The sequence below is a fragment of the uncultured Granulicatella sp. genome (genome assembly GCF_963515615.1).
GTDB lineage: Bacteria > Bacillota > Bacilli > Lactobacillales > Aerococcaceae > Granulicatella.
This window is the reverse complement of sequence record NZ_CAUPZT010000012.1, coordinates 15,548-41,914: the sequence shown is the minus strand read 5'-3', so window position 1 is coordinate 41,914 and position 26,367 is coordinate 15,548. Positions and strand designations below refer to the sequence as shown.

Genomic DNA, 26,367 nt, shown 5'->3' with positions numbered 1-26,367 from the left:
AGGTATTTATGAAAAAATTCGTTATGCTTCAAAAGAAAAATTACCGGAAAGTCAATTCGTAAGAGGAGTTAAAGCGAGTGAACCATTAATTGTTCAAGAAGAAGGAGTTCGTTATGCAACGTATCTTGATGAAGGATTGATGACGGGAATATTTTTAGATCAACGTGAAGTTCGTACGTTATTAAGAGATGACTATAGTGCAGGAAAAACAATTTTGAATTTATTTAGTTATACAGGAGCGTTTTCTGTAGCTGCAGCAATGGGTGGTGCAGTTCAGACAACGAGTGTGGATGTTGCTAATCGAAGTTTAGAGAAGACTCGGGAACAATTCGAGGTAAATGGAATTGATATATCTGAGCAAAAGATTTATGTAATGGATGTGTTTGATTATATTAAATATGCTGCTAAGAAAGCTTTAACGTTTGCTACGATTGTGTTAGATCCTCCTAGTTTTGCTCGTACGAAGAAGAGAACTTTTTCGGTTGCGAAGGATTATGCTGGTTTAGTGGAGCAATTAGTTTCGTTAACGGCTAAAAAAGGGACTTTAATTTTGTCGACAAATGCGGCAAATGTTTCTGAAAAGCAATTTTTAGAGATGATTCATAAGGGACTTCACTCCTCTGGAAGAAGGTATCGTATAGCGCATCAGAAGAAATTGCCAATGGATTTTCCAGTGGCGCCATGTACGCCGTTGAGTGATTATTTGAAGGTGATTTTTATAGAAATGGACTTTTCTTAAGTAGTAAGGGTCGGCAGCAGCCACCGAAGGTGTCTCATGCCTAAAATTCGAGCCTAGGTCTCGAATTTCCCCGAGTAATGGTAGCCACACTGGCTACCATTACTCTTACTACAGCGAAAAGTCCTTTTTATATGGTGTGAGTTTATGATTTGGCGGAGAAAAAGGGGTAGGAATGGACTTCCTAATGTAGTAGTTATGGATGCCAGCAGCTTCGCTATCGCGAATCTCATGGTTAAAAATCGAGCCTAGGTCTCGATTTTCCCAGTAATAGAATCCACAATGCTTGTGGTTTCTATTACTGATACTACTACGTGGAAGTCTATTCCTACTTTTTGGTATGAGGGAGAGTACGTAAAGAAAAGGAACTAACACAGATCAAGAGTAAAGATTTAGGACTGTGAGAAAAGATAAAAATGATATAATATTAATTAAAGTAGACAAACAAATCCGTGTTTTAGGGGGATAAAAATGGAAAGAATATTTTGGTTATTCCCTATTATTTTCATGATTCATGAAATGGAAGAAATAATAGGTTTTAGGCTATGGTTTGAAAAGAATTTTGATGTAGTAGAAAAATATAGTATGCTTCAAAGAATATACAGTAATTTTAGCAGCGAAGGTTTTGCAATAGCTGTACTTGAAGAATATATAATATGTATCATAGTAACAGGTATGAGCCTATTTTGGGAAATTTATATACTTTGGATAGGGATATTTATTGCTTTTGTAATACATTTAGTAATTCATATAATACAAAGTCTTGTGATAAGAAGATATATACCGGCATTGATTTCAAGTATTGCACTTTTACCAATTAGTATTTTTTTGATATCTAAATCTATTCATTATTTTGGGTATCATTTTATAGATATAGTTATGATTTCTATTTTGTCTGTAATTTTAATGGTGCTAAATTTAATTTTAGTTCATTGGATAATGAGAATAGTAACCCAAAGAATCAACAAATCAAACAAGGGCTTGAGAAAATGATCTTTGTAGTAGTAAATGGCACGTCGTCAGTTTCGCTAAAGCGAATCTCATAGTGCAATACTACTTTAAGAAGGTCTATTTTTCATCAAAATTACGAATTTCACAAAATGTAAGCGCTAAGTTGTCATGGATTAAAAAACAATTAAAAAAACTTTAAAAAAATTCAAAAAAACAATTGCATGAATTGTCAGAATATTATATAATCTTCTCATCACTAAAAAACAGATTATGAAATGAGGGATTATGATGAATTTAAAAAAATTTGGATTAGGATTGGTATCAGCAGCAATTTTAGCAGGATGTAGCGCAGGTGGCGCTTCAAATGGTAACACAGTAAAACTTGGAGGTAACTTTGAGTTAACAGGTAACGTTGCCGCTTATGGTTCAGCTATGGATAACGCTGTTAAATTAGCCGTTGAACAAAAAGGAAAGCTATTAGATAAAGAATTAAAATATGTTTCTTATGATAATAAATCAGAAAAAACAGAAGTAGCTTCTGTAGCTAAAAAATTAGCTTCTGAAAAAGTTGTTGGAGTTGTAGGACCTGCAACAACTGGGGATGCTCAAGTTTCAATTCCAATCATGGAACAAGCAAAAATTCCAGCTGTATTCCCAGCAACAACAGGGGACGGCATTACATTAAAAGATGCAAAAAATCCAGAATCAGTATACGACTATATCTTCCGTGTATGTTTCTCTGATAATTATCAAGGGGTTGTAGGTGCAGGATTTGTAAGCCAAAAATTCCCAAATGCTAAAGTGGCAATTTTACAAGACTCAGCTAGTGATTACTCAAAAGGTTTATCAGAAGCATTCGAAAAAACTTATACAGATGCTAAAATCGGTGGACAAATTGTTGCGAAAGAAACTTATCAATCAAAAGATACAGATTTCCAAGCAGTATTAACTTCATTAAAATCAAAAACATTTGATGTATTATACATCCCAGGATATTATGAAGAAGTTGGTTTAATCATCAAACAAGCTCGTGAATTAGGAATCACTCAACCAATCGTTGGTGGAGATGGATTATCAAGTGAAAAATTAGCAGAATTAGCTGGTAACAAAGCAAACTTAACAAATGTCTTCTATACAGCTCACTTCTCAGCTAAAAGTACAGATGCAGATGTTCAAGCATTCATCAAAGCGTATAAAGAAAAATATGGTACAACACCAGATTCATTTGCAGCTCTAGCATATGATGCAGCTGAATTGTTAATGAAAGCTATTGAAACAGCAGGTTCAACTGATGCGCAAGCAATCAAAAAAGCTTTAGCAGAATCTAAAGACTTCGATGGTGTAACTGGTACATTCACAATGGGTAAAGATCATACTCCTGTTAAATCAGCAGTTGTTATCGAATTCCAAAATGGTGAAGAAGTAAGTGCCAAAGAATATGCAGCACAATAATCAATAAAATTTTAGAAAAGAGAGGCAGTCAGCCTCTTTTTTCACATGATAGGCAAATATTAAAAACGTTTTTTTATAAGAAAGGAGCTTAAAATGGAGCTATTGATTCAACAATTAGTCAATGGGATTGCGCTAGGAAGTATTTATGCTTTAGTGGCACTTGGCTATACAATGGTTTATGGAACAATTAAATTAATCAACTTTGCTCATGGTGATGTTTATATGATGGGTGCGTTTGTTGGTTTTTATGCAATGAATGGATTGGGGTTAAATATTTTCTTATCTCTTCTATTAGCAATGGTTACCTGTGCAGTTTTAGGAGTAGTGATTGAAAGAGTAGCGTATAAACCTTTAAGACGTTCGACTCGTGTTGCTGCTTTGATTACAGCAATCGGGGTTTCATTTTTACTTGAAAATGTGATGAGTTATCTTTTCGGAGCAGAAATTCGTCCATTCCCATCTGATTTTGGAACTACAAACTATACTTTATTCGGTAATATTACGATTAATGGGAAGCAAATTTTAATTTTTGCTACAACAGTCATCTTAATGGCACTATTACAATTTATCGTTCATTATACAAAAATGGGGAAAGCGATGCGTGCCGTTGCGGTGGATGAAGATGCAGCTCAATTAATGGGGATTGATGTGGATCAAGTGATTTCATTTACATTCGCATTAGGTTCAAGTCTTGCCGGGATTGCCGGAGTATTAGTTGCTTTATACTATAATACGTATTCTGCAACAATGGGGATTGTACCAGGATTGAAAGCATTCGTAGCTGCGGTATTAGGTGGAATTGGTAGTATTCCAGGTGCCATGGTTGGTGGCTATGTGATTGGTTTATTAGAAACACTCGTTAGCTATTTAGGATTCTCTCCATATAAAGATGGAGTAGTTTACTTCCTATTATTTGTTATTTTATTAGTATTACCAGCAGGCTTGTTTGGTAAAAATGTTAAAGAGAAAGTGTAGGTGAGAAACATGCAACGATTTCATCAGAAAAATCTTATTTGGTTAGCTTCTGCAGTATTAGTCTATTTATTACTTCAAGTGTTAGTTCAAGTAGGAGTGATTAATTTCTATTATGAAAGTACTTTTATTAATATCATGATTAATATTATTTTCGCAGTTGGATTAAATTTAATTTTGGGGGTTGCAGGTCAATTCTCACTTGGTCATGCTGGATTTATTGCGATTGGTGCTTATAGTGCTGCTATTATCGGGAAAGCGGTTAGTGGTTTAGCGGGTTTATTTGCTGGAATGGCAGTGGGTGTGGTCATTTCAATCGTGATTGCTTATTTAGTTGGTTTACCAACGCTACGTTTAAAAGGAGACTACTTAGCTATTGCAACATTAGGGGTTGCTGAAATTATTCGTGTAGCCTTAAATAATATGAAAATTACAAATGGTGCTGCAGGGATTAGTGGTGTTCCATTAACAACAACATGGACCATTGTTTATATTGCTTTAGTTTTAACAACAATTTTAGTATTAAACTATGCCAATAGTAGTGCAGGTCGTGCGACTTATGCAGTATTACAAGATGAAATTGCAGCAGAATCAATGGGGGTAAATGTTACTCGCTATAAAATGTTAGCCTTCATTATTGGAGCAGCTACAGCAAGTATTGGTGGAACATTAACAGCAACGTATCTAGGAACTGTAACACCAAGTGACTTTACATTTATGAAATCAATTGATGTATTAATTATTGTTGTATTTGGAGGAATCGGTAGTTTTACTGGTTCATTTGTAGCAGCGATTTTACTTGGAATTATTAATACATTCTTACAACCATTTGGACAATTACGTATGATTATTTACGCAGTAGCGTTAATCTTAATTATGATCTTCCGTCCAGGTGGATTATTAGGAACTTGGGAATTCCGTTTTGGCACATTCTTAAGTAACAAATTTAAGAAAAAAGAGAAAGGAGAAACAGAATGAGTTTATTAGAAGTAAAAGGTTTAACAAAAAATTTCGGTGGATTATCAGCTGTTTCAAACGTTTCTCTTAAAGCTGAAAAAGGAGAATTAATTGGATTAATTGGACCAAATGGTGCCGGTAAAACAACATTCTTCAACCTTTTAACAGGAGTATATGTTCCAACAGAAGGAACGATTGAATTAGAAACTGAAAATGGTAAAACATTATTAAATGGAATAGCACCGAATAAAATTACAGAATTAGGATTAGCACGTACCTTCCAAAATATTCGTTTATTTAAAGATTTAACAGTATTAGAAAATGTAATGGTAGCGATGCATGCGCATAAAGGGAATTCATTGTTTTCAAGTTTATTCAGAACAAAAGCATATTATGAAATAGAAAAAGTGATGAAAGAAGAAGCGTTAGAATTATTAAAAATCTTCAACTTAGAATCATTTGCTCAAGATAAAGCGAAAAACTTAGCTTATGGGCAACAACGTGAATTAGAAATCGTTCGTGCCCTAGCTACGAAACCAAAAATTTTATTTTTAGATGAACCTGCTGCTGGGATGAACCCACAAGAAACAGCTAATCTAACTAAATTAATTGCGCAAATCCAAGAACAATTTGGATTAACTGTTGTACTAATTGAACATGATATGTCATTAGTAATGGAAATTTGCCAACGTTTATATGTATTAGAATATGGAAGATTATTAGCACATGGAACACCAGAAGAAATTAAGAAAAACCCTGATGTTATTCGTGCTTACTTAGGAGGAGAGTAATCATGTTAGAAGTAAAAGATTTAAGTGTACATTATGGCATGATTCAAGCCGTTAAAGATGTAAGCTTCACAGTTAACGAAGGAGAAATTGTTTCTCTAATTGGTGCCAATGGTGCTGGGAAATCAACCATTTTAAAAACATTATCTGGATTAGTACGTCCAAGTGCTGGAACGATTGAATATTTAGAGCAAGATATTACAAAATTAGCTGCTAAAAAAATTGTTTCATTAGGTTTAGCACAAGTTCCAGAAGGTCGTCACGTATTTAGAGGACTTTCTGTAAAAGAAAATCTTGATTTAGGAGCATTTTTACGAAATGATAAAGAGGAAATTCAAAAAGACATGAAAGCAATCTTTGAGAGATTCCCAATTTTAGAAGAACGTAAAAATCAAGATGCTGCAACATTATCAGGTGGGGAACAACAAATGTTAGCAATGGGACGTGCATTAATGACTCGTCCAAAACTATTACTATTAGATGAACCATCAATGGGATTAGCACCAATTTTCATTAAAGAAATCTTCAATATCATTCAAGAAATTCAAAAACAAGGAACTACTGTATTACTAATTGAGCAAAATGCGAAAATGGCATTATCGATTGCTTCAAGAGGGTATGTATTAGAAACAGGATCTGTGGTATTATCTGGTACAGGTAAGGAATTACTTGAAAGTGAAGATGTTCAAAAAGCATATTTAGGGGGATAATCATGGAAGTAAAAGATTATATGTCAACAAACTTAATAACTGTTGAACCAACAACAACTGTTATGAAAGCATTAGATTTAATGAAAGAACATGATGTGCATCGTCTTCCAGTTGTTGAAGGAGATAAATTAGTAGGGTTATTAACTGCTGAATTAGTCGCTCAAAACTCGCCTTCAATGGCAACAAGTTTAAGTGTGCATGAATTAAACTACTTATTAAATAAAACTACTGCTAAAGATATTATGTTGAAACAAGTCATTACTGTAAAACCAACTGCTGTCTTAGAAGAAGCTGCTTCTATTATGAGACAACAAGGAATTGGCGTTTTACCAGTTCTTGAATCAAGAGGAAACTTAGTAGGAATTATTACAGATAAAGATATTATGGATGCGTTTATTGATATTTCAGGATATAATACTCCTGGTTCTCGTTTATTTATCGAAATTAATGAGGATAAACCTGGTCCATTAGAAGATATTTCAAATGTATTACGTGATCATAATGTCAATGTAGATACCATTTCTGTATATCACCGTGAAGGAAAAGTACAAGTTGTTCTTCACGTGGATTCAGAAAATCCAGATGAAGTAGCAGACTTTATCGCACAAAGAGGATATCGTATTATTTCGTCAATGAAAAAATAGATTATAAATCAGAGACTTTTCTCAAAGTAGCAACAAACAGCTTTGTTACTGGAAAAGTCTTTTTCTTTGTTTGTTAGAAGATGGTAGCTTTTCTTTGTTCGTTGGAAGATTTCTGCTATACTAGTACTACTACATAAGAGAGGAAAGAAGAAAAATGATGAAATATGATTTTACAACAGAAATAAACCGTCATGGAAAAGATGCGATGGCAGTGGATGGCTTAGGTTTAATTCCAGGGAAAGCCCCTAACCGACCTAAGGAAGGATTCGATGTGATTCCGATGTGGATAGCAGATATGAATTTTGCAACAGTTCCAACTGCGATTCAAGCAATGAAAGAACGGTTAGAACATCCAGTTTTTGGTTATTTTATGCAACCAAAAGAATATTATAATGCCATCATTCGTTGGCACCAATTTCACCATCAAGTCGAAGGATTAATTGCAAAACATATTGGGTATCATAATAGTGTGCTAGGAGGAGTGGTTTCAGCATTAACTTCTTTTGCGTCTCCAGGAGACTCTATCTTAGTTCATAGTCCAACTTATGGAGGATTTACAGAAGTTTTAAAAAATAACGGATTTAATATTGTACTAAGTCCACTAGTAAAAGATGAAGAAGGAGTTTACCGTATCGACTATAAAGATATGGAAGCTAAAATTCGTAAACATCATATCCATGTATCCATTTTCTGTTCGCCACATAATCCAACAGGACGTGTTTGGAATCAGAAAGAATTAGAAAAAGTAATGGTGATTTATCAAAAATATGATGTAACGGTTATTTCTGATGAGATTTGGTCGGATTTAGTGATGCCAGGAGTGAAACATATTCCAACACAAAGTGTTTCGGAAGATGCTAAGAATCGTACAATTGCATTTTATGCACCAAGTAAGACATTTAATTTGGCTGGTTTAGTAGCTGCCTATCATATTATTTATAGTGATTTATTAAGAGATAGGGTGAATGCAAAAGGAAGTAAATCTCATTATAATGTGATGAATGTACTATCGATGCATGCTTTAATGGGGGCGTATCAACCAGAAGGGTATGAGTGGTTGGAAGAATTAAGACAAGTATTGTATCAAAATATGACGTATGTTTGTGACTATATTCGTGATCATTTTGAAGGAGTATCTGTGACAAATACAGAAGGTACCTATGTTATTTTTATCGATTGTAAAGAATATCTAGAAAAGAATGTTATTACGATTGATGAATTACAAAAACGAGGAACAGATGTAGGTGTCGCTTGGCTAGATGGAAGAGTCTTTCATGGACCAACTCATATTCGATTAAATGTAGCACTACCATTTACAAGAATTCAAGAAGCTTGTGAGAGAATGAAAAAATATGTATTTATTTAAAGGAGAGAAATATGAAAAAAATTATTCATACAGATAAAGCACCAGCAGCAATTGGACCTTATTCGCAAGGCGTATTATGTTCAGGAAATTTCTTGTACGTTTCAGGACAATTACCAATCGTACCAGAAATAGGAGAATTTGCAGGGGAAGATATTGTTAGCCAAACACATCAATCATTGAAAAATATTCAAGCGATTTTAGATCAAGCTGGAATGACGTTAGAGAATGTAGTAAGTATAACCATTTATTTAAGTGATATTGCTCATTTCCAACAAATGAATGAAGTTTATGCGACTTATTTCAAAGAAAACTGCCCAGCACGTGCCGCTTTCCAAGTAGCAGCATTACCAAAAAATGCACTAGTAGAAATCCAAGCAGTCGCTTGTCAGTAATGGAAAAAACAGCAGATAATTCTGCTGTTTTTTTATATGAATATTATTTCAAAAAGAACGAACTAGCTAATACGATAATCCCTAATACAATACGATACCAACCAAATGCTTGGAAATCGTTTCGTTTTAAATAGCTCAATAAGAATTTGATAACAATTAGTGAAACGAAGAAAGAAACTACTGATCCTACTAATAAAATCATTAATTCTGCGCTTGTGTAGTGGAATCCAAATTTTAATAATTTTAATCCACTAGCTCCAAACATAATTGGAATACTCATAAAGAAAGAAAATTCAGTTGCAACAAAACGATTCGTTCCAACTAATAGTCCCCCTAAAATAGTAGAACCTGAGCGAGATGTTCCTGGAATTAAAGCAAGAGTTTGGAACAAACCAATTTTAATGGCTGTTACATAATCCAATTCTTCAAATGAATGAATACGAGGTTCAACTGTTTTATGACGACGCTCAATCACAATAAATGCAATCCCGTAAATAATTAAAGTTGTTGCAATGACAATTGCTTTATTAAAGTATTCATCCATAAAGTCGTTTAATAATAATCCCCCAGCGATAGCAGGAATACAACCGATAATAACTTTTTTCCATAATTCAATGGTCGCTAAAAACTCTTTGCGATTTTTTTTACCTTCGAATGGATTTAATTTATTAAAGTATAAAATTACAACTGCAAAAATGGCGCCAAGTTGGATGACTACATTAAACATATCTTGAAACTTTGGACTAACGTCTAATTGTAAAATTTCATTCGCTAAAATTAAATGTCCTGTACTACTAATCGGTAACCACTCTGTTACTCCTTCAATAATTCCTAAAATTATTGTTTTAATGATTTCAATCATTGTAATCAAAATATCACTCCTTTATTATGTCTGAATGTAAGTATAAAGCTTTATACGTAAAATTTCTATAAAAATCTTAAAAAATATAAAAGGAATAAAGTTTTTATTAAAAAATATGCTATACTATGGTTAAAGAATTGAAAGGATGATTAGATGTTTGGATTTTTTAAAAAGAAAGTAACAAAAGAAGTTACTCCTGAATTAGAATTATTTGCAGTAGCAGAAGGAGAAGTAGTGGCTATTACAGAAATTAATGACCCAGTATTTTCTCAAAAATTCATGGGAGACGGTTATGCTGTATTACCAACGAATGGTGTGATTACTTCACCAGTAGCAGGGGAAGTGATTAATGTTTTCCCAACAAAACATGCTGTAGGAATTAAAACAGATAATGGAGTAGAAGTGTTATTACATATGGGAATTGATACAGTTGAATTACAAGGGGCTCCTTTTGATACAGTTGTAACTGTGGGACAACGTGTAGATCAAAATACAGTGATTTCTACTGTAGATTTAGAAGCGGTAAAAGCAGCAGGTAAAGATACTCCTATGATTGTAGCTTTAACAAATATGGATAAAATTGCAAACTTATCCATTACAACAGGAAATGCATCAGCATCTTCTAAAATTGGTGAAGCAACAGTTAACTTATAATAAGTAACAAAACCACCCGTCTAACGGGTGGTTTTGTTATTTAAAACGGAATGACGCAAACAACTTCTGGTGCGAAGAAGTCTTTTTGACAAAGGGTTAATGTTCCTGTTTCGATATTACGTTCATAAAGCGTTAAATTGTCGGATCCTTGATGCCCAATTACGATAAAGCGTTCATCCTTACTTAAATGGAAATCACGTGGGACACTTCCGAAAGTATCGTAATCAGCAACAAATGTTAATAATCCTGTGTTTTCTTGAATTTGGAAAACATAAATACGATCATAACCACGATTACTAGCGTATAGGAATTTCCCATTTTTTGTTAAATGAATAGCACCACCCCATGCTTGTTGCTCTTCTGTTGTTAATAAGTGCTGTTCAATAAATGTAAAACTACCTGTTTCAGCGTCGTAGGTTAACACTTCAATACTAGCATTTAATTCGCAAATTAAATACGCAATTGGAAGCGTTGGATGGAATGCTAAATGACGAGGACCTGCTCCTTTTTTACTGTAATAGGTAGAAACTCTTTGAAGTTTTTCACCATCTTGTTGATAAGTAGCTACAATGTCACTTCCTAAATCACAGACTACAATCCATTTTTCATCAGGTGTATAGTCGGTATAATGAACATGAGGTTGTTTATCTTCAAGAGAAGGATGGATGACGCGATCTGTTAATGTCACTGCTGTATCAAATTGGTAAGAAGAAACATGTCCTTCGTGATAATTAGCAGCTAATAAATGATTGGATTCTTTATTAAAGGCAATATAACAAGGGACAGCTGTTGTATCATGGTAGTGAGAAACTTTTGTTAAAGTCTCTGCTTGTTGAGTATTAAATACAGTAATACCACCACTTTCTTCTTTTGAAACTGCTGCGAGTAGTGAACGGTCAGTATTCAATGCTAGATAAGTGGGGTTTTCGATTTCTACTTCTAAAGTCAGATTTGAGAATTGTTTTTTCTCAGTATCTAATTGAACAGAATAAATTCCTTTACTAACACGTTTGGTATAAGTGCCTAAATAGAACTTTTCAGTCATATCAATCAACTCCTTAATGTATCATTGAGAATATAGTAGCACGGTTCTTAAAAAAAATAAAAAATTCCTTCTCAAAAATGTTTATTTAGAGAAAAATATGATACACTAGAATTAAATTTTAGAAAACGAGGTGCCTTTAATGGAAGAAACAGAACAAACAACTTCAACAAAATCATGGTTTTGGAAATGGTTTTTAAATAATAAATTAGTGAGTACATTGTTGGTTATTTTACTTCTTTTAATTAATATTTTTGTTTTTACTAAAATCTCTTACATTTTTTCTCCATTAAAAGGATTTTTCTCCATCATTGGTTTTCCAATGGTAGGTGCCGGAATTTTATTTTATATGGTTAAACCGATTCAAGATTTTCTAGTGAAAAAGGGAGTTCACAAATCGATTGCTATTTTACTGAACTTTATTTTACTGATTATCTTGTTATTGGCAGCAATTTTTAGTTTTATTCCGATTGTAGAAAAACAATTAAGAGAATTGGTAACGCAATTACCAACTTATTACCGAATAATTAGCGAACAAGTGGAACGTGTGGTACAAAGTAATACATTTTCAGCAGTGCAAGAACAGTTGAATGGAATTAATATGGATTTTATACAGTCATTAGGAACAAGAGTGAATGGTTTGTTGAATGTAACGTTTAGCGGAATTGGGAATGTCGTTGGAGCAGTGGGAGAATTTATGATTGGAATTATTACAATGCCAATTCTTCTATTCTATTTATTACAAGATGGGGAGAAAATTTTACCTGCAGTACTACAAGTTTTTCCAATGCGTTCACGTAGACGTATGAGTATCGTGTTAATTGAAATGAATCAACAAATTAGTTCTTATATTCGAGGTCAATTAACGGTAGCGATTGCGGTAGCCATTATGTTCTCGATTGGATATGCGATTATCGGTTTACCGTATGGGGTAACGATTGCGATTTTAGCAGGTGCATTAAATGTGATTCCATATGTGGGTTCATTCTTTGGAATTTTACCCGCACTAATCGTTGGTTTTGTTATCTCACCTTGGATGTTTGTTCAAGTATTTATTGTTTTTGTAATCGAACAAACCTTAGAAGGAAGAATCGTTTCACCATTAATTTTAGGAAATTCATTACAAATTCATCCAGTAACCATTTTAGTAGTATTACTATCAACAGGTAAAATTTTTGGATTAGTGGGACTTTTATTAGGTGTTCCTGGTTATGCAGTCTTGAAAGTCATTATTACTCATATATTTGATTGGTATAAGGAATATTCAGGCTTATATAAAGAAGACATTGTAGAAGAAATTAAAATAGAAAATTAAAAATAAAAAGCATTTTTTTCGAAAAAAAGCATAGTTATAGATAGAAGGAAAATAACGAAAGCTGACATCGAAAGGAGTGCTTTTTTATGTGGATATGGAGTTTTGTAGTTGGGTGTTGTATCGGAAGTTTTTTGAATGTAGTCGCTCTAAGATTACAAAAGGAAGAGAATTTTATTCGAGGGCATTCTCATTGTGTCGAGTGCCTACATGAATTAAGTTGGAAAGATTTGATTCCAGTTCTTTCATGGATGTGGTTAAGAGGAAAATGTCGTTATTGTGGAAGAAAGATTTCATCTCGTTATTGGGTTGTAGAAGTTGTCTCAGGTTGTATGTTTATGCTCATGACAGGAATCTGGAATGGAAGAGAATGGATGGGTTTAGTGGATCTATGGTTATTAGTTAGTTTAGCTATTTTTTGTAGTTTAACGGATTTACAAGAGCAAGTGATTTATCCGAAAGGGTTAGTGATAGTTGGATTGTTTCATATAGTATTTAATTTGAGTAGTTCATTGGAGAATGTATACTTTCTATCAATGTTAGTAGCAGTTGTATTCTATGGAGGAATTTATGCTGTAGGTTATTTACTATGGAAGGAAGAAGTATTTGGACTGGGTGATTGTTATTACTTAGCGACAGTTGGCTTGTGGTATCCTGTAAAAGAAATTGTTCTCATTGCTTTACTATCCTTTGTTGTTGGTGGAGGGATATTAGGGGTGATGTTGATTTTGAAAAAAGAGGGAATAGAAAGAGTAGCATTTGTTCCATTTATTGTGATGGCGCAGTTATTAGTGATGTGTTTAGGTGTAGAATGGTTTGATTGGTGAAGGCGAAAGATATTTTAATAGGGGTGAGATTTATGAAATAGATTAGATTGAAAAATGTTTTTGTGATTATAAGAAAATGCTTGGAAAATAGGAATTTCTAGATGAATTATTACCTTGAATTAAGTAGTATAAATACAATATTTTAAAATCTTAGGAATGTGAGGAGAGTTATGCAAAATAAAAAGAAATGAATCGAATTGAAAAACCATACTAGAATTCAGTTGCTATCTCTTAAATCATTAAAGGATACAAAGCTTAAGAATTTAGAAAATTTATTTACAGATTGTCATAAAATAGATATCTTAACATAAGAAAATAATAAACAACTAGGAGTGAATTACATGAAGAAAATACAAAATTTAGTCCCTTACTTATTTATCATCGGGTTAGCTTTTTATGGATTACCCTTTATGGACCGAGATAGTGGTGTGTTAACATTATTAATATTGATTCCTCTTGTGTGTTTTTTGAGTGCTATTGTATATGGTGTAAAACATTCGTTTTCTTTAGTGTATTCCATTTTAGTAATGGTACTTTTTATACCTACTATTTTTATATTTTACAATGAAACGGCTAGTATATATGTGGGAGTATATGGCATTATTTCAATTGTTGGTAATTTGATAGGACGTTTAGTCAAAAAAATTTTTTAGAATGATGAGAGTAAAGGCGATAGAACATTGGACTATCGTCTTTTTTGCAAATAAATTAGCTAGAGGATCATTACTTTAAAATAGAAAGAAGTAATAAAAATGATAGTTAAGAATAATTAAAAACTTTAAATTGCAAAAAGGTTAGAAAAGTTAAAAATGAATTAAATAAAATAAGAATTTTCAAAAATAAATAAGATGAAAAATAAAATGAAAGAAATATTCACAAAATGAAAGTATTTTCTTGTGAAACTATATCCCTGAAAATTTATAGATTAAAAGAATTGTTAGCTTCATAATAAGGAGCTAGAGAAATCTAAAATGAAAAAAATAAGAAAAAGAAAGTGAAAAATTTCATATAAAATACAAAGTGAAAAATAAAATAGAATCAGAGATTTTAACTAAAAACTAACTTGAAAACGAATTCATTTAGAGGTAAGATAGTCGCGTAAGGAAATTACATCAAAAATAAGTCTGATCAACTTATTGGTTGTTTCCTAAGCTATGAATTCATAACTGTTCAAATTTTTAATTAGGATGGTGGCTATTATGTCAAACCCAATTCACGTATTTTCTGAAATTGGACGCTTAAAGAAAGTTTGTTTGCATCGCCCAGGTAAAGAGTTAGAAAATTTGATGCCAGACTATCTAGAACGTTTATTATTCGATGATATTCCATATTTAGAAGATGCTCAAAAAGAACATGATGCATTTGCAGAAACTCTTCGTAACGCTGGAGTAGAAGTTTTATACTTAGAACAATTAGCAGCTGAAGCAATTGATGCTGCAGGCGTTCGTGAAGAATTCGTAGATGAATGGTTAGCAGAAGCTGGTGTAGCAAGTGTTGCTTCTCAAAAAGCAATTAAAGATCACTTACTATCATTACCAACATTTGACTTGGTATTAAAAACAATGGAAGGTTTCCGTAAAACTGAAGTTCAGGCAGAAGCTACAACTTTAGCAGGTATGTATGAAACAGATTATCCATTTGTAGTAGACCCAATGCCAAACTTATACTTCACTCGTGATCCATTCGCTACAATGGCAAACGGAGTTTCATTAAACCACATGTATGCAGATACACGTAACCGTGAAACAATTTATGGTAAATATATTTTCACATATCACCCAGTATACGGAAATGGAAAAGTTCCATTCTTCTATGATCGTACTGAAGATACTCGTATCGAAGGTGGAGATGAGTTAGTTCTTTCTAAAGAAGTATTAGCTGTAGGTATTTCTCAACGTACAGATGCTCGTTCAATTGAAAAAATTGCTCAAAAATTATTTGCTGAAACTGATTTCAAACAAGTATTAGCATTCGTAATTGGTGAAAACCGTAAATTCATGCATTTAGATACTGTATTTACACATATCGATTATGATAAATTTACTATCCATCCAGAAATTCAAGGCGGATTAAAAGTATTCTCTATTACAAAAGGAGAAAATGGTGCGCTTAATATTGAATTAACTGAAGATAAATTAGAAAACGTATTAGCGAAAGCATTAGGATTACCTTCTGTAACATTAATCCCATGTGGTGGCGGAGACCCAGTAGAAGCTGCTCGTGAGCAATGGAACGATGGTTCTAATACATTAACAATTGCACCAGGGGAAGTAGTTGTATACGACCGTAACGTTGTAACAAATGCAATCCTTGAACAATATGGTATTAAATTACACAAAATTCGTGGAAGTGAATTAGTTCGTGGTCGTGGTGGCCCACGTTGTATGTCAATGCCATTTGAACGTGAAAATTTATAATCTTCAATAAGAAAAAATAGAATTACAATTTTGAAAGGAGTCATTCCACATATGACACAAGTATTCCAAGGCCGTAGCTTTTTAAAAGAAAAAGATTTCACTCGTGGAGAAATCGAATATTTAATCGACTTCTCAGCACACGTTAAAGATTTGAAAAAACGTGGTGTACCACATAAATTCTTAGAAGGCAAAAACATTGCTTTATTATTCGAAAAAACATCTACTCGTACTCGTGCAGCTTTCACTACTGCAGCAATCGACTTAGGTGCTCACCCAGAATATTTAGGTAAAAATGATATTCAATTAGGTAAAAAAGAATCAGTAGAAGATACAGCAAAAGTTTTAGGTCGTATGTTTGACGGTATTGAATTCCGTGGATTCAGCCAAGAAGTGTGTGAAGATTTAGCAAAATATGCTGGTGTTCCTGTATGGAATGGTTTAACAGATGCATGGCATCCAACACAAATGATTGCTGACTACTTAACTGTTAAAGAAAACTTTGGTAAATTAGAAGGATTAACATTAGTTTACTGTGGTGACGGACGTAACAACGTTGCAAACAGTTTATTAGTAACAGGTGCAATCTTAGGTGTAAATGTTCATATCTTCTCACCAAAAGAATTATTCCCTGAACCAGAAATCGTTGCTTTAGCTGAAGGATATGCTAAAGAAAGCGGAGCTCGTGTATTAATTACTGACGAAGCTGAAAAAGCTGTTAAAGGTGCAGACGTATTATACACAGACGTATGGGTATCAATGGGTGAAGAAGACAAATTCACTGAGCGTGTAAACTTATTACAACCTTACCAAATCAACATGGATTTAGTTCGTAAAGCTGAAAACGAAGATTTAATCGTATTACACTGCTTACCAGCATTCCATGATACTGAAACAGAATACGGTAAGAAAATTGCTGAAGAATTCGGTATTAAAGAAATGGAAATTACTGATGAAGTATTCCGTAGCAAATATGCTCGTCAATTCGATCAAGCAGAAAACCGTATGCACTCAATTAAAGCAATTATGGCTTTAACTGCAGGTAACTTATTTGTAAACAAAGTTTAATAACAACTAGTAACATAGAAAGCCATTCTGGTTCTGATGTTGAATCAGAATTGGAATGGCTTTTATTAATTTAAATGGAGGATATAATTATGGCAGAGCAAGTAGCTGAAAAAAAAGGTTTTAAAATGCCTTCTTCATATACAGTTTTATTCATTATTATTGCAATTATGGCTTTATTTACTTGGATTATTCCAGCTGGACAATATGATAAAACAGAAGATGGTAACTTAATTGCTGGTACTTACCAACAAGTTGATTCAAACCCTCAAGGGTTTTATGATGTAGTAATGTCTCCAGTTTATGGTATGTTAGGTCGTGATCATAAAATTAATGAAGGAAAACCTAATGAAATTGCATTAAAAACAGAAGGCGCAATTCAAGTTTCATTCTTTATTTTAATGGTTGGTGGATTTTTAGGAGTTGTTACTGAAACAGGAGCTCTTGACGTGGGAATTGCTTCAATCGTTCGTAAATATAAAGGACGTGAAAAAGCATTGATTCCAGTTCTAATGTTCTTATTTGCATTAGGTGGAACAACTTATGGAATGGGTGAAGAAACAATGGCATTCTACCCATTAATCGTACCAGTTATGTTAGCAGTAGGATTCGATACAATTACTGGGGTAGCCATTGTATTAGTTGGTTCTCAAATTGGATGTTTAGCTTCAACAGTTAACCCATTTGCTACAGGAGTTGCTTCAGATGCAGCTGGTATTAGTGTTGCTGAAGGTATCGGATTACGTTTAATTTTCTTCGTAGTAATGTGGGCAATTTCAGCATTCTATGTATATAACTATGCTAGCAAAATTGAGAAAGATGCTTCTAAATCATATACATTTGCTACACGTGAAGCTGACTTAACATACTTCAATGTTGAACAAACAGAAGCAGAATTAAGTGGTAAACAAAAAGCTGTATTAACAGTATTCGTGTTAACATTTATTATTATGATTTTAAGTTTAATCCCATGGGCTAAATTCAATATTCATGTATTTGAAAAAATTAATGAATTTATTGTAGGTCTTCCATTAGTTGGTCAAGTATTTGGACAATCATTACCTTTAGGTGAGTGGTACTTCCCAGAAATTACAATGTTATTCTTAATGATGGCTGTATTAGTTGGTATCACTTATAGAATGAAAGAAGAAAAATTCATTCAAGTATTTATGACTGGTGCTGCAGATTTATTAGGCGTTGCTTTAATCTGTGCATTAGCTCGTGGTATTCAAGTAATTATGAACGATGGTATGATTACAGCTACAATCTTGAACTTTGGTGAAAATGCATTGTCAGGTTTATCAGCTCAAGTATTTATTGTATTAACATACATCTTCTACTTACCATTATCATTCTTAATTCCATCTTCTTCAGGTTTAGCAGGTGCTACAATTGGTATCTTAGCTCCTTTAGGAGAATTCGTAAATGTATCTCAATCATTAGTTATTACTGCTTTCCAATCAGCAAATGGGGTACTAAACTTACTATCACCAACTTCAGGTATCGTAATGGGTGCATTAGCATTAGGACGTATCGAAATCACAACTTGGTGGAAATTTGTTGCTAAATTAGTTGGTATTGTAATGGGAGTTTCAATCCTATTATTAATCTTAGGAACATTTATTAATATTTAATCAATATAAAACAGGGAACCCCCCTCTTGAATAAAGGGGGGGATTTCTTTTTTCTAGGAGGATACGATGAGCACATTTATTACAGAAAAACATCAAGAAGAATGTATTGAATCAATTAAGCGATTGGTCCGTATCCCTTCTGTCCTAAATGAAGGTGAAGGAGACACTCCTTTTGGAAAAGATATTCAATTCGCATTAGAAGATGCATTGACTCTATGTCGTGAACTTGGCTTTAGTACTTACATTGATCCGAAAGGATATTATGGATATGCTGAAGTAGGAAGTGGAGAAGAATCATTAGCAATTCTATGTCACTTGGATGTTGTTCCGGCAGGAGATTTGAATAATTGGGATACTCCTCCATTTGAAGCTGTTTTAAAAGATGGTTTCTTATATGGAAGAGGCACGCAAGACGATAAAGGCCCTTCTATGGCAGCTTTATATGCAGTAAAAGCATTGATGGATGCAGGAGTTGAATTTAACAAACGAATCCGATTCATTTTTGGGACTGACGAAGAAACATTATGGCGTTGTTTAGCTCGTTATGGTGAGTTAGAAGAAGTGGCAACAATGGGATTTGCTCCTGATGCAGAATTCCCATTAACGTATGCTGAAAAAGGGTTATTGCAAGTAAAATTGCATGGACCAGGAAGCGAAGCTTTAGAGTTTCATTCAGGAGATGCATTTAATGTAGTTCCAGGAAAAGCATCTTATAAAGGAGAGTATTTCTCTCAAGTAGTTGAGAAATTATCTTCATTAAAATTTGAGTATGAAACGCAAGATGATGAAGTAACTGTTCTAGGAGTTTCTAAACATGCAAAAGATGCACCACTTGGAGTGAATGCATTAGTTCGATTAGTAAAAGGACTTCATTCAGTTGTTGATCATTCAGTATTAGCATTTATTTCAGAAGTAGTTGGAGAAGATGCTACAGGTAGTAGCATTTTAGGGAAAATTGAAGATGAGCCATCAGGTGGTTTGACGTTTAATGTCGCAGGTGTGACGATTACACCAGAACAATCAGAAATTCGTATTGATATCCGAATTCCAGTACTAGCGAATAAAGAAGAAATTGTAAGAACTTTATCTGAAAAAGCAAAAGAATATGGATTAGAATACGAAGAGTATGATTATTTAGGACCATTATACGTACCATTAGATAGCGTTCTAGTAGATACGTTAATGACTGTATACCAAGAAAAAACTGGTGATACAACTCATTTACCACAATCTTCAGGTGGAGCAACTTTTGCTCGTACGATGAAAAATTGTGTTGCTTATGGTGCAGTATTCCCAGATTCACCAATTACATTCCATATGGAAAATGAAAAAATGTCGTTAAGAGATATATTTGATTCGATGGATATTTATGCAGAAGCAGTATATCGACTAGCAGGAAAAAAATAGTATAAGATTAAGTTTTAATCATAAAGGAGTTTATAAATATGTCACGTAAAATCGTAGTAGCGTTAGGCGGTAACGCAATTTTATCATCAGATGCTTCAGCAAAAGCACAACAAGAAGCATTAGTTCAAACAGCAAAATATTTAGTACAATTCATTGAAAATGGCGATGAATTAGTTGTTACTCACGGTAATGGACCACAAGTTGGTAACTTATTACTACAACAAGCAGCAGCTGACTCAGAAAAAAATCCAGCAATGCCATTAGATACATGTGTTGCGATGACTGAAGGATCAATTGGATTCTGGTTACAAAATGCATTAGTAAATGAATTACAAGCACGTGGCATTAAAAAAGATGTAGCTGCAGTAGTAACACAAGTAATCGTTTCTAAAGACGACCCAGCATTCTCAAATCCAACTAAACCAATTGGACCATTCTTAACTGAAGAAGAAGCTAAAGAACAAGCAGCAGCTACTGGTGCAACATTTAAAGAAGATGCAGGCCGTGGTTACCGTAAAGTAGTTCCTTCACCAAAACCAGTTGGCATTAAAGAAGTAAATACAGTTAAAAACTTAATTGCTACTGGTACTGTTGTAATTACAGCAGGTGGGGGAGGTATCCCAGTTGTTGAAGACCCAGAAACTAAATTCTTAACAGGTGTTGAAGCAGTTATTGATAAAGACTTTGCAAGTCAAACATTATCTGAATTAGTTGGAGCAGACTTATTCATCGTGTTAACAGGTGTTGATAATGTATATGTAAACTTCAATAAACCAGATCAACAAAAATTAGAAACTGTAACAACAAGCGAATTGAAAAAATACATTGGAGAAAATCAATTTGCACCTGGTTCAATGTTACCAAAAGTTGAAGCAGCAATTGCATTCGTTGAAAACTACCCACAAGGTAAAGCTATCATTACTTCATTAGAAAATATCGCTGAAGTATTAAAAGGTGATGGCGGTACTCAAGTGATTGCTGGTTAATAATATTAGAATTTAAAAATCAAAGGATTGACGGAAATATCTGTTAATCCTTTTTTTATGCAATTAATTTCATAAATACAATGATATTTCAGTTGAATTATGGTAATATGAGTAGGAAATTTATTAAAGAGAGAAGGATTAGATGGCTTCATCAATGTATGAATTGGCCTTGCAATTAGAGCAAGAATTAAATAAGATTTCATCCAAAAAAGGGCATGTTGTTTTTAGAACATTAAAAGGTGAAACAAAGTTCGTATTTCAATTTGAAAAGAATCATGCTAAAGGTTTAGTAATTCAACTATTAAAAAATGAAGAAGAATTAGCGTTTGTAACAACTATTGAAAAGAAATGTCGATTAGAAAGAGCGACTCGTCAATCAGAATTGGATTTACAATGGTTATCAAAAGGCATTCAAATTCGTTTTGATGATCAATCAATTATATATGATACTGAGATTCAAAGAATGGAAAGATTAGGAATTGATGTTGAGAAATTTGAAGTATTACCGAATGTTTTGAATTTTACAGAAGAAAATATTGGAAAAAGTGCAGCCGTAACGAATCAAAATAGAAAGTTTGTAGAGCAAGTACTATCTTTAGTATTACAAGAAGGAAATCTTGAAAAATTAGAATCTGTTTGGAATAAACAACAAAAAAATTATTATCAAACTTATCCAGTATTTACATTTAATCAGAGAACAAAAGAATCAAATTATATTCAGCAAGAAAAAATGTTAGCGTTAAAAGATATTCCAAAATATCATCATTACGTTCCAAATACAGTAGCTGAATTACAAATTTCTGAGTTTGAATTTGCAGAATTTATGAAGAAAATTGAAGTTACAGTGAATGTTTCTATGCAAGTTAGAATTGGAGTTCAAGAATTAGTAAGTTCGGAATTGTCGAAACAAAATATTCCATTTATGATAGAAATGGCGGATAAAGATGCCGTTTCTTATACGAAGTTGATACATATGATTAACCCAAAAACAATTCAAGAAGAATTTTTAGAGATGTTTGCAGAGTTTCAATTTAAACCAACAACAATTTTAGTTTCGGGCTTATTTGGGATTTATCTAAGTAATATCTTATCGCCATTAGCAAAAAGAATGGCTATTAAAATAAAACATGTAGATAATTTGCCAACGTTTAATCGATTAACAGCTGAGGAAAGAATTATATCATTTTTAAACTTATATGGGATTACTGTGTAAAAATTCACTTGCAAAAAATCTCATTTAGGTGTACGATGAGTGTGTTAAGCAAAAGTGTTTAACAAATAATATGAAGGAGGTAGTTGTAATGAACAACTTAAATGGAAAACATCAACAATTGAACAAAACAACTAAAATCTCCTTACAGAATATGACCATGTATTAATATACTCACTTTAATTATTTTTGGTTTTGCGAAATGAGGCTAACTGTCTGTTGTAGTAGGTGGTTAGCTTTTTTTCATAGATAAAAGTGGAGGGACTAGTTGTGTATACATATATACGGAACTAGTCTTTTTTTGTCAATTTTCTGTGGGAGTAAGGAGGATATATGAAAGTCATTATGAAACACCTAGGAGTTTATTTTAAAAAGCACTGGGTGAGATATGTCATTATTGTATGTAGTGCGATTTTAAATAGTTATTTATTAGTCGTTCCTGCAAAAATATTAGGACAAATTGTCAATGCGATTGTGGATCAATCGTTGACGCAAGAACAACTTTTGGGATATATAGGGTTCTTTTTCCTATCATTAGTAGGAGTTTATGTATTAGATTCTGTATTAATGTATTGGATTTGGTTTGCTCGTTTTGACTATATTACCAATTTACGATTAAGAACGATGAAGCAATTACTTTGGAAAAAAGCACCCTTTTATACAAAGTTTAGAGTTGGAGATATTGTAACTCGTTCAAGTGAAGACCTTGAAACAATTGGGAGTTTAGTAGGGTTTGGAGTATATGCGTTTCTAAATGCATTCTTTATTACTTTATCCGTTCTATCGAATATGGTAATGAATGTATGGTGGGAATTGACGCTGATTTCAGTTCTACCCATGCCAGTATTAGCTTATGCCCTTTATCGTTTAACGGATAAAATTGAAATAGTATTTGGGGATGCTCAAAAGGCTATTTCTGATATGAATGCGGAAGTATTAGAAATGATTGATGGAACTTATATCATTCGAGCTTATGGGCAAGAAGATAGGATGAGTCAAATTTTCAAGCAGAAAACAGAAGATTCTTTGCAGAAAAATATTGCAGTAGCTAAATTTGGGATGTTATTTATTCCATTAGCACAAGTAGTTGTAGGAATTTGTATGTTGATTGGGTTGATTTATGGTGGAGGACTTGTTCAAGAAGGGAAAATTTTATTAGGAAGTTTAGTTTCGTTTCCAATCTATATCGGATTATTAGTCTTTCCATTGTATTTAATTGGAGACATTGTCGTAATGGTTCAACAAGGAAAAGTTTCTTTTGAGAGAATTTTTGAACTATTTGAAACAAGTGATGATTTAGAAGAAGATGGACAGGAAGAATTAGGGCAATTCGAAGAAATTCGTTTTGAAAATTTCTCCTTTACTTATCCTGGTGAAGAAAGTCCTACGTTGAAAAATATTACAGTTAGTATAAAAAAAGGACAAACGATTGGAATTGTCGGGAAAACAGGTTCAGGGAAAACGACCTTCCTAAAACAGTTCTTACATCAATATCCTTATTATCATGAAACAGTTTTACTGAATCAAAAGGAATTGGTTCATTGGAAACGTCAATCAGTAGATGCATTAATGGCGTATGTGCCACAAGAACATGTGTTATTTTCAAAAAGCATTTTAGAAAACTTAAAACTTGCTAATAAGGAAATTACAGAAAAAGTTGTGTGGGATGTGCTAGAACAAGCTGCTATAGCGGAAGATATTCGTCGAATGCCAGAACAATTGGAAACAATGATTGGTGAAAAAGGAATTACTTTAAGCGGTGGACAAAAACAACGATTATCCATTGCCCGTGCATTACTAAGAAATTCTGAAATTTTATTACTTGATGATGCTTTATCAGCTGTTGATGCTAAAACAGAAAACCAAATTGTGGATCATCTAAAATCTGAAAGAAATTCTCAAACAAATATTATTACAGCGCATCGATTATCTGCGATTCGACATGCAGACTGTATTTTATTATTTGAAGAGGGTCAGATTGTTGCAAGAGGAACTCATGAAGAGTTGCTTGAACAAAAAGGTTGGTATTATGAACAATACTTGAAACAAGAATTAGAAGAAGGAGAGGTGAGCGAAGAATGCTAAAAACAATTTTTTGGTTATTAAGCTATATTCGTTATGAAAAACGTTCCTTTTTCATTGGATTTATTTTATTATTACTCGCTTCAGCTTCAGGAGTGTATGCTCCAATTGTTGCGAAGCAATTTATTGATTTGGTGATTACCCCATCAGAAAATTCAGGTGTCATTAATTGGGGGCAGATTACTCAATTTGCCGTAGTCTATTTTGGCTTATTGCTCATTTCAGCGTTATCGGCTTATTTTGGACGCTTTATCTTAAGTGTGATGTCGAATCGTTTAACAAAACGTTTAAGAGATGAATTATTTGATAAAATTCAACATTTGCCGATTCGTTATTTTGATTCCTTACCAGCAGGGAAAGTTGTGTCAAAAATTACGAATGATACGGAAGTTGTTCGTCAAAATTTCTTTGTTGCCGCAACTGCTAATGTGCTAAATAGCATTATCATTATTGTTGGCATTTATGTTGTTATTTTTTCTCTTAATATTCGATTAGGAGTTGCTTTATTATTAGTTATTCCAGCCATTCTGTTATGGCAAGTAGTATTTAGTAAAAAGGCAGGAGCATTTACAGGGCCTCTTCGTGAGAGTTTTAGTAATATGAATGGGAAATTAAATGAAATCATTCAAGGAATGTCTATTATTCAAGTGTTTCAACAAGAAAAACTAGTGAATAAAGAGTATGAAGAGATTGTTCAAGAGTGGAAAGGAATTGGTCTTGAAGAATTAAAAGTAGAGTCTTTCTTAGCTTGGAGTGTCGTCGGATTCCTAAGAAATGTTACTTTAATGTTTGCCGTTTTATATTTAAGTGTGAAATATTTAGGAGGAACATTAGGATTAACAGCTGGATTTATTTATGCGATTGTGGACTATATTAATCGTCTCTATGATCCGATTGATAATTTAGTACAAATTTTTGCGGGATTGCAACATGCTTTTGCTGCAGGTGGTCGAGTAATTGAATTAATGGAAACACCAATCGAGAAATCAGGAGATGCTGATTTTGTGATGGAAGATGGAAAAGTCGAATTTAAAAAGGTATCCTTTTCTTATGATGGAAAAACTCCTGTTTTGAAAAATATTTCCTTTACGATTGAAGCGGGTGAAACAGTAGCTTTTGTAGGCCATACTGGTTCTGGGAAGTCTACAATTATGAATTTGTTATTTAGATTTTATGATCCAACGGATGGAGAAATCTGGATTGATCATCAAAATATTGCGTTATCGAATCAGCGAAAAGTGCGTGAGAAGATGGGAATTGTATTGCAAGATCCATATTTATTTGCTGGAACTTTAGGAAGCAATATTGGGTTGGAGAATCCATCTATCACCAATGAAATGATGGAAAATGCGTTAATTCAAGTGGGTGGTCAGCATATTTTAGAGCGTTCAGAAGAAGGGTTAGATAAACTGATTCAAGATAAAGGGGCTGAGTATTCATCTGGGGAACGTCAGTTAATTTCTTTTGCGCGAGCGTTAGCGTTTAATCCAACGATTTTAGTGTTGGATGAAGCGACTTCTCATGTGGATACGCAAACGGAAGGGATGATTCAGCAGGCGATGGAAGTTCTGTCGAAGGATCGTACAACAGTTATGATTGCGCATCGTTTATCTACGATTGTTCATGCAGATAAAATTTTCGTGTTGGATAAGGGTGAGATTATTGAACAGGGGAATCATGCTGAATTAGTCGAACAAGATGGAATGTACGCGCAGATGTACCGCCTACAAGTGGAAAAGAATTAGACTTTGTCTGATGTAGCGTTGGACGCCAGTACATCAGACAAAATCCATTTCTATTCCCGTAGTATTTATTGTAAACATGAGGAAGCTTTAGGCTTTCCCTCATGTTTTTTTACTTTGTTTGTAGTAAAATGAAAATAAGTGATTTTCAAGAGGTGATTG

General features: G+C 33.4%; 24 protein-coding genes. 22 read left to right on the top strand and 2 right to left on the bottom strand.

All coding sequences use genetic code 11. The features are described from left to right. The 10 genes from RYL55_RS03500 to RYL55_RS03455 all read left to right on the top strand — a co-directional run. On the top strand, positions 1–739 hold a 739-nt coding region (locus tag RYL55_RS03500; protein WP_315007329.1), incomplete at its 5' end, for a class I SAM-dependent rRNA methyltransferase. 468 nt (positions 740–1,207) lie between these two features. Further along, the gene (locus RYL55_RS03495; protein WP_314403477.1) at positions 1,208–1,729 is read left to right on the top strand and encodes an HXXEE domain-containing protein; all 522 of its coding nucleotides are present in this window, start codon (positions 1,208–1,210) and stop codon (positions 1,727–1,729) included. A gap of 246 nt (positions 1,730–1,975) precedes the next feature. Continuing rightward, positions 1,976–3,139: an ABC transporter substrate-binding protein gene (locus tag RYL55_RS03490; RefSeq protein WP_314403475.1), complete on the top strand. Its 1,164-nt coding sequence runs from the start codon at positions 1,976–1,978 to the stop codon at positions 3,137–3,139. 102 nt (positions 3,140–3,241) lie between these two features. Next, positions 3,242–4,114, top strand: a complete 873-nt coding sequence (locus RYL55_RS03485) for a branched-chain amino acid ABC transporter permease (RefSeq protein ID WP_315007333.1) — start codon at positions 3,242–3,244, stop codon at positions 4,112–4,114. A 9-nt stretch (positions 4,115–4,123) separates the two neighbouring features. Continuing rightward, complete coding sequence (locus tag RYL55_RS03480; RefSeq protein WP_315007327.1) at positions 4,124–5,089, top strand: branched-chain amino acid ABC transporter permease; 966 nt, start codon at positions 4,124–4,126, stop codon at positions 5,087–5,089. Next, positions 5,086–5,859, top strand: coding sequence for an ABC transporter ATP-binding protein (locus RYL55_RS03475; protein ID WP_315007325.1), 774 nt, complete (start codon positions 5,086–5,088; stop codon positions 5,857–5,859). Before RYL55_RS03480 ends, RYL55_RS03475 begins: the two co-directional genes overlap by 4 nt. Positions 5,860–5,861: 2 nt before the next feature. Next, entirely contained in the window at positions 5,862–6,566 is a 705-nt protein-coding gene (locus tag RYL55_RS03470) for an ABC transporter ATP-binding protein (protein WP_315007321.1), read from the top strand. A 2-nt stretch (positions 6,567–6,568) separates the two neighbouring features. After that, positions 6,569–7,210: a CBS and ACT domain-containing protein gene (locus RYL55_RS03465; RefSeq protein WP_315007319.1), complete on the top strand. Its 642-nt coding sequence runs from the start codon at positions 6,569–6,571 to the stop codon at positions 7,208–7,210. Positions 7,211–7,364: 154 nt separating this feature from the next. Further along, positions 7,365–8,576 (top strand): aminotransferase class I/II-fold pyridoxal phosphate-dependent enzyme, encoded by a 1,212-nt coding sequence (locus RYL55_RS03460; RefSeq protein ID WP_315007317.1) that lies wholly within the window; start codon positions 7,365–7,367, stop codon positions 8,574–8,576. 11 nt (positions 8,577–8,587) lie between these two features. Continuing rightward, positions 8,588–8,968: a RidA family protein gene (locus RYL55_RS03455; protein WP_315007315.1), complete on the top strand. Its 381-nt coding sequence runs from the start codon at positions 8,588–8,590 to the stop codon at positions 8,966–8,968. A gap of 43 nt (positions 8,969–9,011) precedes the next feature. Here the strand turns inward: RYL55_RS03455 and RYL55_RS03450 are convergent, their stop codons facing one another. Next, positions 9,012–9,830, bottom strand: coding sequence for an undecaprenyl-diphosphate phosphatase (locus tag RYL55_RS03450; RefSeq protein WP_315007331.1), 819 nt, complete (start codon positions 9,828–9,830; stop codon positions 9,012–9,014). A gap of 153 nt (positions 9,831–9,983) precedes the next feature. Between RYL55_RS03450 and RYL55_RS03445 the strand changes: the two genes are divergently transcribed. Then, complete coding sequence (locus tag RYL55_RS03445) at positions 9,984–10,484, top strand: PTS glucose transporter subunit IIA (RefSeq protein WP_315007313.1); 501 nt, start codon at positions 9,984–9,986, stop codon at positions 10,482–10,484. A gap of 40 nt (positions 10,485–10,524) precedes the next feature. Here the strand turns inward: RYL55_RS03445 and RYL55_RS03440 are convergent, their stop codons facing one another. Further along, positions 10,525–11,529, bottom strand: coding sequence for a lactonase family protein (locus RYL55_RS03440; RefSeq protein ID WP_315007311.1), 1,005 nt, complete (start codon positions 11,527–11,529; stop codon positions 10,525–10,527). Positions 11,530–11,668: 139 nt separating this feature from the next. On the opposite strand from RYL55_RS03440, the gene RYL55_RS03435 reads away from it, so the two are divergent. The 11 genes from RYL55_RS03435 to RYL55_RS03385 all read left to right on the top strand — a co-directional run bounded on the left by RYL55_RS03435 (position 11,669) and on the right by RYL55_RS03385 (position 26,208). Further along, entirely contained in the window at positions 11,669–12,841 is a 1,173-nt protein-coding gene (locus RYL55_RS03435) for an AI-2E family transporter (RefSeq protein ID WP_315007310.1), read from the top strand. Positions 12,842–12,927: 86 nt separating this feature from the next. Further along, on the top strand, positions 12,928–13,665 hold the full coding sequence (locus RYL55_RS03430; RefSeq protein WP_315007308.1) for a prepilin peptidase: 738 nt from the start codon (positions 12,928–12,930) through the stop codon (positions 13,663–13,665). Between the two features lie 341 nt (positions 13,666–14,006). Further along, the gene (locus RYL55_RS03425) at positions 14,007–14,318 is read left to right on the top strand and encodes a hypothetical protein (RefSeq protein ID WP_315007306.1); all 312 of its coding nucleotides are present in this window, start codon (positions 14,007–14,009) and stop codon (positions 14,316–14,318) included. Positions 14,319–14,864: 546 nt separating this feature from the next. Beyond that, the gene (gene arcA, locus RYL55_RS03420) at positions 14,865–16,082 is read left to right on the top strand and encodes an arginine deiminase (RefSeq protein WP_314112757.1); all 1,218 of its coding nucleotides are present in this window, start codon (positions 14,865–14,867) and stop codon (positions 16,080–16,082) included. Positions 16,083–16,133: 51 nt separating this feature from the next. Continuing rightward, on the top strand, positions 16,134–17,147 hold the full coding sequence (argF, locus tag RYL55_RS03415) for an ornithine carbamoyltransferase (protein WP_315007303.1): 1,014 nt from the start codon (positions 16,134–16,136) through the stop codon (positions 17,145–17,147). Positions 17,148–17,236: 89 nt separating this feature from the next. Continuing rightward, positions 17,237–18,778 carry a YfcC family protein gene (locus RYL55_RS03410; protein WP_315007300.1) on the top strand — a complete coding sequence of 514 codons (1,542 nt, stop codon included), beginning with the start codon at positions 17,237–17,239 and terminating at the stop codon, positions 18,776–18,778. Between the two features lie 66 nt (positions 18,779–18,844). Next, complete coding sequence (locus tag RYL55_RS03405) at positions 18,845–20,185, top strand: dipeptidase (RefSeq protein ID WP_315007298.1); 1,341 nt, start codon at positions 18,845–18,847, stop codon at positions 20,183–20,185. A 38-nt stretch (positions 20,186–20,223) separates the two neighbouring features. Continuing rightward, on the top strand, positions 20,224–21,171 hold the full coding sequence (gene arcC / locus RYL55_RS03400; protein ID WP_315007296.1) for a carbamate kinase: 948 nt from the start codon (positions 20,224–20,226) through the stop codon (positions 21,169–21,171). A 142-nt stretch (positions 21,172–21,313) separates the two neighbouring features. Next, positions 21,314–22,384: a hypothetical protein gene (locus RYL55_RS03395; RefSeq protein WP_315007294.1), complete on the top strand. Its 1,071-nt coding sequence runs from the start codon at positions 21,314–21,316 to the stop codon at positions 22,382–22,384. Between the two features lie 330 nt (positions 22,385–22,714). Then, on the top strand, positions 22,715–24,466 hold the full coding sequence (locus tag RYL55_RS03390; protein ID WP_315007292.1) for an ABC transporter ATP-binding protein: 1,752 nt from the start codon (positions 22,715–22,717) through the stop codon (positions 24,464–24,466). Continuing rightward, on the top strand, positions 24,460–26,208 hold the full coding sequence (locus tag RYL55_RS03385; protein ID WP_315007291.1) for an ABC transporter ATP-binding protein: 1,749 nt from the start codon (positions 24,460–24,462) through the stop codon (positions 26,206–26,208). The genes RYL55_RS03390 and RYL55_RS03385 overlap by 7 nt, the downstream gene beginning before the upstream one ends. Positions 26,209–26,367: the final 159 nt, after the last annotated feature.